Raw genomic sequence first — 12,621 nt, 5'->3', positions numbered from 1 at the left:
TTTCAGCAAATGAAAACCGGCCCTAAAACAGTATAGGCGAGTTTTCTAATTCATAGCATGGTAAAGTTAGAACTTGAAACTTTAGTTTTCAAATTCTAAAATGAACATAATCCGATTTTAGGTGTCGATAATCGATAATATTGCCTTACAGCACGCCTTCCGTTGATAAATCACTAATATTTAACATAAATTATACAAAGAAATTAATGATTCGGTATGCATGAATGATTTAGGGAGGCTATTCAAATGTAACCTTAACTTGAAATTTTGCTAGAGCTACTCACATACTTTTTTTAACTCATTTAATAGCTACCTGATTTTGTATCAATGACTTGTGTTTATTTTTTTATATCTTTTGAATCGCTATGAAAAAACTGTTACCGTTACTGGCACTGCTTCTGTTGTTGCCATTAGTCTCTTGGGCCCACCAACCGAAACAAAGTCTTATCTACCTAAGAATTTATGAAGAAACAGGAATTGAGGGTAGAGTTGAGGTAAATGCCAATGAACTGCAATCGGTATTTGGGTTAGATGTCAATCTTCACCCGAGTATTGATCAGATAAGGCCCCATCGAAAAGAAATTGAGGCTTATCTTCTAAAGCATTTAGCATTTTCTTCGGAGAAAGGAGGCAAATACAAAATTGTATTTACAGGCGAATTGACCAAGCTTAATACTGATTTTGGTGATTTCATCAACTTTCATTTTCATTTAGAGCCATCTGAGAACTTACCCGATGACCTGATTGTTGAATATGACGCCTTCATGACCGAAGATACTTCGCATAGGGGTTTGATTGCTATGGAATATAATTGGAAAGCCGGTTTGATCAATAATGAATCTATTGTAGCCCTCTACTTAAGCAAAGATGAGCCCAGGGGAGTGATAGACCTGACCGAAACCTCTCTTTGGAAAGGATTCTTGGCAATGGTCAAACAAGGTATTTGGCATATCTGGATTGGTATGGACCATATTTTATTCCTTCTGGCCTTGATATTACCTTCAGTGGTTAGACGTAAAGATGAAGGGGTTCAAGAATCATCGAGATTCAATGTCTTTGGCTGGCAACCGGTACCGAAGTTCAGGCCTGCCTTTATCTACATATTGAAGATAGTTACCTTTTTTACCTTAGCGCATACGATTACCTTAAGCTTGGCTTCACTTAATATTATCAACTTACCGTCTCGTGTGGTTGAGTCGATTATTGCTTTTTCCGTGGGGTTGGCCGCTTTGCATAATATCAAACCTATTTTTAAGGGAAAAGATTGGGTAATAGCCTTTGTATTCGGTCTTTTTCATGGCTTTGGTTTTGCCAGTGTTTTAGGTGATTTAGGTTTTAAAGGAGAATATCTTACCTTATCTCTTGTTGGGTTTAATGTAGGGGTCGAAATTGGTCAAATAGTAATCATCGCACTAATTTTCCCGATTTTGTACCTCATACGTAATCGCAAACTGTATCCGAAATTGTTAGTGGGGGTTTCCGCTCTTCTCATATTGGTTTCAACCTACTGGTTTATCGAAAGGGCCTTCGACATCGACCTGCCGCTTGACGAATTCGTTAATAGAAATTTGTACCCCATTGCCCGATTTATCGGATTGATGTAAAACGCTTAATGTCGTAGTTTTTGGAAAAAAGGGAAAGCAAAGGTTCTTTGTTGAGCCAATGGAAAAATAGGGATAAGAATGCAATAAATGCCGGGCCTATTATCGAGAAGGCTCCGGAAGATGCCATTATACCTTTGTCCAGTAATCAGCAACGAATTTGGTTTCTACAACAGCTGTATCCTGAAAACCCGTTTTATAATTATTCCGAAGCACTAGTTTTCAAGGGAGAATTGAATGTTGAAGTTCTCTTAGAATCCGTTCATAAAATAATTGAAAGACATGTCATTCTAAGGTCTTATTGCGATGTCTCATCGAATGGACCTTCGATTAGAATTTCAACAGCAGAAGTGCCCATAGAACAATATGATTTGACCCATTTGAGTCATGAAAGGGCATGCAAAGAAATGAACCTTCGAATGGAGGGGCAGGCCCGAAAAGGTTTTGATTTGGCCGAGCCCCCTCTCATAAGAATATCTTTTTTCAGGCAAAATAAAGATACATACACCCTGTTTTTTACCATTCACCACATCATCATAGATGAATGGTCGGTTGGGCTTCTAAAGGGTGAATTAGCACATTCTTATCAAAAACTGATACAAGGGGAGCCGACAGAGGATAAAACCTCGGCCGATTTAAATTATTTAGATTATGCCCATTGGCAGAAGAAACTAGACGTAGATGAAGAGCAACTTCTATATTGGAAAAATAAATTAGCTGGAGATTTACCTCCACTCAACCTTCAGCTTGATAGAAGAAGGCCCGTTAGACCCAGCTTTACCGGTAAACAGGCCAAATTACCACTGTCGGCTGATTTGACATTGAAAATTAAAACTTTATGTAAGCAGTTAGGCGTAACACCGTTCAACTTTTTCCTTACAGCTTACTATATTCTTCTATTTCGATATACGGGTCAACAAGATATTCTGATTGGAACACCGGTTTCTAATCGAAATACAAAGGGACTCGAAAATGTATTAGGGTTCTTCGTCGATACAGTTGTTCTAAGAAACCAATTTGAAGGAGAGATATCCTTTAATCATTTAGTTAAAAAAGTAAAGGAGAATACGCTTGAAGCCTTTTCGAATAAGAACGTTCCTTTTGATGTGTTGGTGAAAGAATTAAAAGTGGAACGTTCCCTGTCGGTAAATCCATTTTTTCAGGTAATGTTTCTCTATCACCCTGAAGAGCAACTACCTTCTTTTGGTGAGAATCTTAAGTTGTTGGATGACAGTGAGTTTGATACAGGTGTTGCCAAGTTCGATTTAACTCTTTCCGTAGCAGAAAAGAAAGAGAGTTTGACACTCATGTTCGAATACGATACCGAATTGTTTGTTTCCGAGACCATCAATCGAATGCTGGCCCATTATAAAAACTTGCTAGAATCGATTGTCAAAGATATACAAGCGCCGATTGAGAGTTTAACTATGTTGACCGATGAAGAAATAACTTTCTTTACCAATGGTCAAAGTAATGAAATAGACCTTTTTGCAAGGAATAATTCTATTCATGACGTAATAGAAAAAGTGTGCGAGACAAAACCTAATACTATTGCCGTAAGCTTTAACGACACCTCTATCACATATCTAGAATTGAATAGAAAAGCTGAGGTACTGGCAGCTGGATTAAGGTACAAGTTGAAAGGGCGAAAAGAGATAGTAGGTCTTTGTTTAGACAGGTCTATAGAAATGATAGTTGGTCTTTTGGGGATTTTAAAAGCAGGTTGCGCCTATCTGCCAATTGACCCTAACTATCCTCTAGAGCGCTTGGAATTTGTTTTGAAAGATGCCGATTGCAACTTGGTTGTAACGCATTCTTTACTGAATGAAAAACTTACCGATGGCGCTAGAGAACTCCTTCTTATTGATAAAATAAAGGATGATGTTCCGGGTGGTTCAATATATGAAAATGAAGTAGATAGAAGTGATATAGCATATGTTATTTACACCTCAGGAAGCAGTGGTCAACCCAAAGGTGTACCGGTTACACATGGTAATATTTTAAGTTCTACCGCAGGCCGTTTATCGTTTTACGAAGAAAATCCGGAGGCCTTTTTATTAATGTCCTCTATTTCTTTTGATAGTTCGAAAGCAGGTGTTTTTTGGACGCTTTGTACAGGAGGTCATCTGGTTCTGGCACCCAATAGAATAGAGCAGGATATGGAGGCTATGGCCGGTCTTATAGAAGACCAACAAATCACCCATACTTTGATGCTGCCATCGATTTATAAGCTTTTACTTAGCCATGGTATGATTTCAAAACTTCAAGGTCTACGTACTGTCATGGTGGCGGGAGAATCATGTCCGCAAGATCTGTGCTTATCCCATTTCGATAAATTACCGAAGACCAAGCTTTATAATGAATACGGGCCGACCGAAGCCACGGTATGGTGTACCGCTCATCAAATTCAAAAGTCCGATGCCGTACTTTCAATACCCATAGGTAAGCCAACGGCTAATAGTGAATTATTCCTTTTAGACAAGAACCATAAAATGGTTCCTTGGGGAGCTATCGGCGAAATTTATGTTTCGGGACCTGGTTTGACCCCAGGTTATATCAATAGGCCAGAACTTACTTTACATGCTTTTAAACAGGTGGATATACCCCATAGAGGAAGTGTGAGAATGTATAAAACCGGTGATTTGGGTAGATACAGGCAAGATGGTGCTATTGAATTTTTCGGGAGGTCTGACCAACAGATAAAGCTAAGAGGGTATCGTATCGAACTTGACGAGATAGAGAACGTTTTGCTGAAAATCAAGGGTATTAGTGGAGCCATTGCTCAAGTGGAAGAGGTTGATGAGAATACATATCAACCCAGCTTAAGTTCTTTTGAAGATTCTACTGATTTTTGGAAAGAACTTCAAGAAAATTTATCCGTCGATGAGATAGAAGAACTATTGGGCACTTTGGGAAAGTTAAAATAAATAAGGGTCGAGGTAAAGTTGAAGTGAATATGCCGGTTATAGAATCCATACAAGATAGAGTGAACAGTTTGTCGGTTGACGAAAAGAAATTGTTGTGGTTAAGGGCAGTACAGCTTATCAAAGAGAAAAATCAATCACTGAATCAACCAAAAAATACTTCTAAGCGATTGGTTGCCTATCTTACCACTGATAAACAGGTTGAGATACAGGATGTTCTTAAGGAGCTGAAGGGCCAAGTACCTGATTATATGGTTCCTTCTAAAATGGTGCTTTTAGAGCAATTTCCCATGTTGCCAAACGGAAAAGTAAATAGAAAAGAACTAGCTCTTACGAAAGCCCAATCTCAATCTCTTGATGAAGCCAAAGAAGATTCCATTGAATGGAAAAGTAAAACGGAAGAACTGCTTTCCCAAATTTGGAAAGATGTTTTGGGCCTAGATCGAATAAAGAGAACCGATAACTTTTTTGATATTGGGGGTGATTCTATTCTCAGTATTCAAGTTATCGCCCGAGCAAGAAAACTCGATATCCCCTTAGGCCCTAAAGAATTGTTTGAATACCAAACCATCGCATCTTTGGCCGAGTTTTTAGAAGGGAAGGAGCAAGAAAAGGAATTGGAAAAAACGCCCGGCGAATTCAAACATTTGGTCAAAGTAAGGTCAAGCGGCTCAAAGGCTCCTCTCATATGCCTTCATAGTGGGGGCACTCATTTCTTCTTTTATAATCTCTTTGCAAAGCATTTAAAACCCGACCGCCCTATTTATGTTTTACAGGCATCTCCCCATGAGGGGGATTTAATTCTCCACAAAACGGTAAATGAAATGGCCAAAGATTTTATTTCTGAGTTGAGAAGGGTAAAGCCACACGGACCCTATTACTTTGTATCCTATTGTTTCAATACGGCTATCGGTCTAGAAATTACCCGCTTATTGGAGAACGAATCGGAGACGGCACATTTGATTATTGCTGATACAATGGCCGATTATTTAAGTCTTTTTGCCGCTTCAAAAACAAAGGTTAGGGCAGAGGCCTTTTTTGGCAGACTGGTAAAAAATCCTGTGAGAACCGTCCGACGATTTGTTAAGAGTAAATTTATCGAACCTACGAGAGAACGATTAAAACGAATGAAAGTCTCAGGAAGCGAAAAAATAGTTCAAAAATTACACTTAAATCATATTGAAATTTATAAGGGTTACTCCTGGCAACCTGTGAGCGGGCCCATTCATTTGCTTCTAACCGATAAAAAAGACCCTGAATTCAATGATAAGGTAATTGAATCTTGGAAACAGATGACCAAAACAGAAGTGGTCGTTCAACCAACTGAGGGCCATCATGACCGACTTTTCTTAGACTCGAATATTGAGGAAACCACATCAAAGGTAGATGCAATTCTAGATAAAATAGAGGGCAACTGACTACTTTGGGCTAACTTTGGTGTATGAATCTAAAAGAAGAAATTGTTGATGTATGGATTGTTGATACTGATAGATTCCCTGATGATTTAAGCAAGTTTTCCTCGATTTTAACCGATTCGGAAGTAAAAAGGTCGCAGCGTTTCAAATTTGAGAAAGATAGACGTTTGAACATTTTGGCCAGAAGTGCCCTTCGAACGCTATCGGGCAATTACTTGAAGGTTCCCGCTAACGCTATCAATATTTCCCTTGGTGAATTTGATAAACCATTTTTCCCTGAGCATCCTGATTTTTCGTTCAACGTTTCCCATTCGGGAACATGTATTTTGTTGGCCTTTTTCAGAAAAAGCATAGTAGGTGTTGATGTGGAATTGGTAAAGGAAGATTTCAATCCGATGGAATTGGCCTTAAACTTTTTTTCCGCTCAGGAAATTGACATGCTTCGAAAGCTCAATAAAAAGGATAGACATTTGGCTTTTTATCGAATCTGGACAAGAAAGGAAGCCTTTATTAAGGCTGAGGGATCAGGTCTGTCGTTTCCCTTAAATCAATTTACGGTCTCTTTGGAAGAAAAAGCTCAACTCTTAGCAACTGGTTGGGATGCCAATGAACATGAGCTATGGCATTTGAAATCTTTTGAACCTTTAAAAGGTTATGTTGGCGCTTTAGCGGTTAAAAGCAAAGTTGCCGATGTGAATTTTTACCATTGGAGAGGCTAAGCATCAATCGACAACAAAATTGAATCCACCTGTAGCGATGACTGATTTTAACGGTGTACTGCGGTCGTATTTGTAAACTTTCAGGTCAATACTTTTCAAACCTATTTTTGAGATGCGAAATTTGGTAAAAATATCGGTGTACGACACTCCGAAACCATATTGATGCGCATCATATGTTGAAAGGTCGTAATCAGAGGTGTAGAAAACGCTAGTTGAAATATGAGATTCATAGGGTGCAAAATAATCTGCCTCGTTCTGTGTATAGTACCTGTAAGAAGGGTAAACGGTAAATTTATCGGAGAGTTTAATGGGCAATTCGGCATTTAAGGTGTGCGAATTAATGCCCCAGTCATCTAAATAGTATCGATAATAGCTCCTTAAGGTAAGATAAGAACTTATAAACCAATTTAAACGGCCCCCGAAGGCAAGTTTTAGACGGTTGTCGGGTAGTCTCTCAATATCATCGGCCAATTGAAAATTCTCAATGAAAGAGTCTTGAACATCACTAAAATACACTCTTTGAAACGGTGTAGAAAGTAAACCACTTTGACTAACTATATCGCAACTGAGCAAGCCCTGTAAATTTTGGGTCAAGATTTGCGAAAAGGTAAGACCTAACGAGTATGAGTTTCTGTTGCTTTTGTTTAATTCGGTAAAGTTAGGATTGTAATCAGGGTTGCCTGTAATTTCGCTTGGTCGGAATTCGCCAACTCCGCCTATCGTAAAAGGTCTAAGTTCGATGGGATAAATAACATTCCACTTATCCAAGTAAATATTGGCATTTACACCTATTTCGGTGTTTTTTTCATTCATTAACCGGGTGAATCCTCCCCCGAAACCTAGAGAGAAATAATCATATTCACTACTCACCGATAATTTTCCCGACCAGATAGAGTTTCTATCGTCAGAATTATGGGTATAGCTACCTGTAAAATTAACCCAGGTATCGGAACCGGAGGCTCCAGTGGTGGCATTGTAAGGGTTGCCTGCCCCATTACTATCAAAAGGGTTCACGTTACTTGAAGATGCAGATGTGTAGGCCGATATTCCTGCATCAACGGTTAGAATGTCATCATCGTTCAATGGTATCGATAGTACAACGGTACCCGTTGCATCGGTCAACTCTTCAGTACCGACACCGCCGGTAACGGCAGCATTGTCACCGTCTTGAGTGTAGTAGCTAGTGAGAAACTCTATTTCCGACGATTCTAAAACACGTCTCTTATAATCTTGATCATCTTGAGAAAAAAGGGAGGTAGATAGGCCAAGAAGCAAAATGCCAATGAATTGTTTGATTGAATTAGTCATGCTTTTTTAATTACATCCGCAGCCACCGCCTGTTTTACCCCCATTTGCACCTACCGATCCTTCACGGTAAGAATGCATAATAGTTAGGTTTCTATCAACCTTTTTTTCCGATAGTTGCATATTGGGGTCGTTTATGTTGACCTTTTGGTATTCTTTTACGGCTGTACAACTACTCATGGCTAAAATGAGACAACCTAATAAAATAGTCTGTTTCGTCATAAGCTTTCTATTTCGATATGTGCTGATTTATGAATGCCACCCTGATCATCGATAATAATACAGTCTACATTGGGTATTTGATTGATTCGATCTAGACCGGCCTCAATGCCCATTACAAAAACAGAAGTGGCCAAGGCGTCGGCCAGTTCGGCTTTTGGTGCCAGAACCGTAACGCTTGCTAAACCGTTACAGGGCCAGCCCGTTCTAGGGTCAATAATGTGGGAATAGCGTTTTCCGTCAAGCACAATAAATTTTTCGTAGTTTCCTGATGTAACGACCGACCGATTTTTTAATGGCAACCGTGCGAAGACTTTGTTTTTGTTCAAAGGGTTGGTTATGGCAATTTGCCAGGGCTCGCTATTAGGTTGCGTACCCCACGCATTCATATCACCAGAGGCATTGATAATACCAGCCTGACCGCCCTTGGAGACCAAAAGTTCTTTGGCTTTGTCGGCCGCATAACCTTTGCCAATGGCACCGAAACCTATTTTCATTCCTTTTGTCTTTAGAAAAACAGAAGATTGTGCAGGGTTGAGCACGATTTCCTGATAGTTGATATACTTGACAGATGATTTGATTTCTTCTTTATTGGGCGCTTTTGTTATGCTTCCATCAAACTTCCAGATATGGTCTATAGAAGCGTAAGAAATATCAAAGGCGCCATCAGTGCTTTTCGAGATTTGAATGCACCGCTCAATTAATTGGAAAAGCTCAGGGTCAACAACGACGGGCTCCTTACCCGCCATTCGGTTGATATGCGAAGTCTGTGAAGATGAACTCCATGACGAAATGAGGCTTTCTATTCGCTTGATCTCAGAGATAGCCAAATGAATAAACCCTTGGGCCTCTGCCTCATTATCGGCTACTACTGTTATGTCAAAATCACACCCCATCAGAAAAACGTCTTTTCTGAAAGTGTCTTGAGAATGCGTCCAGATAGGGTAGAGCAGTAAAAGTGAGAAAATGGTTTTTTTTAATGTGAGCATAAGAATAGATCAAAAACCTATCTAAAGTTACATTTAAAAACCTATAGAACTAAAAAATGTGAAGATATTCAGGGTAGTAAGGAAGGAATCATACTGATACTACTAAAAGAAAGCTGCCCGGCTTTTCCCTGTACAAACCGGACAGCTCGACTAACCAATCAAATTATTGGGTAAGAATTTCCCCCGATTCTAACGCCTTTTCATAATTGACTGCTACAACAGGATGGCTTCCGAAGAAGCGATGACCGTTCTTTCTTTTGATCTTGATCATTTTGGAGCCATCTTCATTTTCTTTGATAGAGGTTACCACTACTTTTTCACCTTTTAAGGCCTTGTAATTGGCGATACCACCTCTTTTGATAATGAAATTTGCCCTAGGAAGTTCAATGTGTTGATACATTCTGGTTTCTGATTTTCCGATTTCTAATTCATCACCCACCTGTACGTTTTCCTGCGCATGCAATAAAGCTCCTGAGAATAATAAGGCTACTGCATATTTAATCATGTTCTTAAATTTTAGGTTAACAATTAAATTCTGCCAGCCAATCGATCAAGTATAACTTTTGCCCTTACTTTGAATTCTTACAACCATGTCAGTCTAAAGCTATAAATTGACATTCTTGTATAATTGCCGAATAGGGTATGAAGCTATAATGCATTCATCAATTGTCAGCATTGTCACCTAAAAGGCAAAGGGTATGCCGATTTGAACTATGATTTTAGGTGGTTACTGTATATTATTGATAATCATATAATTAAAATAAATTTCAAATAAAATTTAATTTTAGGTTCCGAGGCGTTTTTACCCATGCGGGGAGTAATTTCCCATTTCTTTCAATTCAATTTACTGCGAAGGGTTTTGCGGTCTATCTGAAGAATTTCTGCCGCTTTTGTTTTATTGCCGTTTGTATGCTCCAACACGCGCTCAATATATTTTTGTTCCATTTTTTTTAAGGGAATGAATTTCTCATCCTCAAAAGAAATCTGAAACTTGAGCCGGTCAGGTAAGTGCTGTATCTCAATGCTACGGTCGGCCATAATGACCGCTCTTTGTATCACATTCTCCAGCTCTCTAATATTGCCCGGCCAATCATACCGATTTAATATTTCATAAGCTTCCGGAGATAGTTTGAAGTGGCGGTCTTTATACTCTAGACCATATCTATTGGCAAAGCTCTCGGCTAATTTCTTTATGTCGCTTCTACGTTCACTCAAAGAAGGAACCTGTATTTCTACAACCGTTAGTCGGTAATAAAGATCTTCCCTAAAATGATTTTTATGAATATCATCAAGTAAGTTGCTGTTCGTGGCCGCAATGATTCGAATATCGACTTTCTCCGTTTTACGCGAGCCCACACGCACAACCTCTTTCTCTTGTAAAGCTCTTAACAGCTTGGCCTGCACCGCCAAAGATGCCGATCCGATTTCATCTAAAAAAAGCGTGCCGCCGTTGGCAGCTTGAAAGAACCCGCTTCTATTTTCAACTGCGCCTGTAAAAGCCCCTTTTAAATATCCGAAAAGTTCAGATTCTTGCAGGTTTTCAGGAATCGCTCCGCAGTTGACCGCGACAAAGGGTGAACGTGCATATTTTCCGGAGTAATGTATAGCTCTGGCCACCAATTCTTTGCCCGTTCCGCTTTCACCGGTAATCAGAACAGTGGCCTTGTTATTTTTGACCCTCTCAATGAGTTCGGTTACCTTTTTGAAACCTTCTGAATCACCGATCATGCCTTCATAAAGCGGCATGGTTGAGGGGGATTTTTTAACCGATTGATTTTGACTTTTGGCATGGGCAAAAGCATTTTCAACGGCCTCTTTGAGTTCTTGCTTGGTAAAAGGCTTTGTCAGGTAATCGATAGCCCCGGTCTTGATACCTTCCAGCGTTCCCGAAACGGAAGGGTAGCCTGTAACTACAAGCTTAGGCATTTCGGGGTAATGCTCATTGGTGAACTTTAGCAACTGTAGCCCATCTACTTCAGGCATCTGAATATCGGTAATCAATAGGTCGATAAAAGTGTCTTTTAAAATACGAACCGCCTCTTTTACCGAAACCGCTTTATAAGTATGATAATTTAGCGATTGTAAATGTCGCTGTAAAAGTTCTAGAATACCAATATCATCGTCAACTAAAAGAATATTCTCTTTTCTGAGCATAACTATAATTTAGGGAAAACGACGGTAAAGATAGTGCCCTTTGGTATATTGGGCTCATGTCTTATAGAACCTTGGTGACTGCTAATGATGCCGTGTACTACACTCAAGCCTAAACCAGAACCCTCACCCAAAGGTTTGGTGGTGAAAAAAGGCTCAAATACCTTGTCTTCATTTTCCCTTTCGATACCATCTCCCTCATCAGAAATTTGAATTTTTATTTTATTGGATTTTTGTTGCACATCAACATCGATACTACCGGCTTCCGGAGAATAATAAATAGCGTTCATGATGAGATTGAACAATACTTGGGTGATTTGCACCGTATCGGCCTTGATATAGATATCAAGATGACTAAAATGTGTATTTAGTTTGATGTTCTTGCTTCGGAAGGATGGCTGTAGTAGGTTGAGAACGTTCTCAACTAAGGGGTTCAAAGCCAATTCTTTCATCTCTTGGGGCATTTCGCAAGCGAAAAACATGAGCTTTTTCACAATTTCCCTACTGAAAATGGCACTTTCCATAATTTTTTCAAGATCTCTTTGAGCCGTGGCATCCTTCGTAGATTCTTTCAACAGTTCGGCAAACCCCAAAATATTGGCCAAAGGCGTATTGAGTTCATGGGCAATTCCTGCGGTAATTTCACCAAGAATATGTAGTCTGTCGGCTCGTTCCATCTGGCGGCTTATGGCAGCTTCCCGGTCTCTGATCTGTTTCCGCTCGAATAGATTTCCAATAGCTAAACTAATATTGTCGAGCAGGTCTTGTTCTTCAATCAAGAAGTCTGAGAGCATATATTTCCCGGAAGGATATCCTACTTCAATAAAACCATCTATTTCGTTAAAAACCTTAATGTCAGATTTTAACGACACTAGTCCTGAAGAGTACTCTTCGGTACTAACTTCAAAAGTACCGTGAACCAATAAAACCTCGGTGTCTTCATCAAATTGCCAAGCTCTTTTCATGCAGAGAACAATCTCTTCTAACGACGTGGTCAAATCATCATAATCGGCATTTACAATGATAGAAGTGACTTCATATAGGCATGTTAACTCTTTAACCCGCTCTTTTAAACGTGCTTCGGTTGAGGTCATTGGTGCTAGTTTACAGTTGAGTGTTTGTTAAAAATACGACTTTAAAGTCAAAATTTGAATCTGCTTGATTCTTGTTCGAGCAATTTCAACGGTCTTTATTTTTTATGGATTGGCTAAAATTCCGTCGATAAAAAGCAGGCCTTTATATAGTCAAATCGACCGAACTTCTATTGTGGTTCGATAAGATGTGCTTAGTTCACAATT

10 protein-coding genes are annotated in these 12,621 nt (G+C 39.4%); 4 read left to right on the top strand and 6 right to left on the bottom strand.

The window, feature by feature from the left end:
- Positions 1-365: 365 nt before the first annotated feature.
- The 4 genes from D1013_RS14050 to D1013_RS14035 are packed head-to-tail and all read left to right on the top strand — an operon-like array spanning position 366 to position 6,659.
- The gene (locus D1013_RS14050) at positions 366-1,604 is read left to right on the top strand and encodes a HupE/UreJ family protein (RefSeq protein ID WP_121849437.1); all 1,239 of its coding nucleotides are present in this window, start codon (positions 366-368) and stop codon (positions 1,602-1,604) included.
- A gap of 20 nt (positions 1,605-1,624) precedes the next feature.
- Complete coding sequence (locus D1013_RS14045) at positions 1,625-4,528, top strand: non-ribosomal peptide synthetase (protein ID WP_121849436.1); 2,904 nt, start codon at positions 1,625-1,627, stop codon at positions 4,526-4,528.
- A gap of 29 nt (positions 4,529-4,557) precedes the next feature.
- Entirely contained in the window at positions 4,558-5,943 is a 1,386-nt protein-coding gene (locus D1013_RS14040; RefSeq protein ID WP_121849435.1) for a thioesterase domain-containing protein, read from the top strand.
- Positions 5,944-5,966: 23 nt separating this feature from the next.
- A complete protein-coding gene (locus D1013_RS14035; protein WP_121849434.1) occupies positions 5,967-6,659 on the top strand; it encodes a 4'-phosphopantetheinyl transferase family protein in 693 nt (230 codons plus the stop codon).
- Positions 6,660-6,662: 3 nt separating this feature from the next.
- Here the strand turns inward: D1013_RS14035 and D1013_RS14030 are convergent, their stop codons facing one another.
- The 6 genes from D1013_RS14030 to D1013_RS14005 form a co-directional block, all read right to left on the bottom strand.
- A complete protein-coding gene (locus D1013_RS14030) occupies positions 6,663-7,967 on the bottom strand; it encodes a DUF3570 domain-containing protein (RefSeq protein WP_121849433.1) in 1,305 nt (434 codons plus the stop codon).
- A 6-nt stretch (positions 7,968-7,973) separates the two neighbouring features.
- Positions 7,974-8,186, bottom strand: a complete 213-nt coding sequence (locus D1013_RS14025) for a DUF4266 domain-containing protein (protein WP_121849432.1) — start codon at positions 8,184-8,186, stop codon at positions 7,974-7,976.
- A complete protein-coding gene (locus D1013_RS14020; protein ID WP_121849431.1) occupies positions 8,183-9,172 on the bottom strand; it encodes an FAD:protein FMN transferase in 990 nt (329 codons plus the stop codon). Before D1013_RS14020 ends, D1013_RS14025 begins: the two co-directional genes overlap by 4 nt.
- Before the next feature lie 163 nt (positions 9,173-9,335).
- Positions 9,336-9,677 carry a hypothetical protein gene (locus D1013_RS14015; RefSeq protein WP_121849430.1) on the bottom strand — a complete coding sequence of 114 codons (342 nt, stop codon included), beginning with the start codon at positions 9,675-9,677 and terminating at the stop codon, positions 9,336-9,338.
- Between the two features lie 329 nt (positions 9,678-10,006).
- Positions 10,007-11,326 carry a sigma-54-dependent transcriptional regulator gene (locus tag D1013_RS14010; protein ID WP_121849429.1) on the bottom strand — a complete coding sequence of 440 codons (1,320 nt, stop codon included), beginning with the start codon at positions 11,324-11,326 and terminating at the stop codon, positions 10,007-10,009.
- Between the two features lie 2 nt (positions 11,327-11,328).
- Complete coding sequence (locus D1013_RS14005) at positions 11,329-12,417, bottom strand: sensor histidine kinase (protein ID WP_121849428.1); 1,089 nt, start codon at positions 12,415-12,417, stop codon at positions 11,329-11,331.
- Positions 12,418-12,621 lie beyond the last annotated feature (204 nt).

Origin of the sequence: Euzebyella marina, from assembly GCF_003687485.1 — a bacterium.
GTDB classification, from domain to species: Bacteria; Bacteroidota; Bacteroidia; order Flavobacteriales; family Flavobacteriaceae; genus Euzebyella; species Euzebyella marina.
Note: the sequence above shows the minus strand (reverse complement) of the source record. Positions and strands in the feature narration are given on the sequence as shown.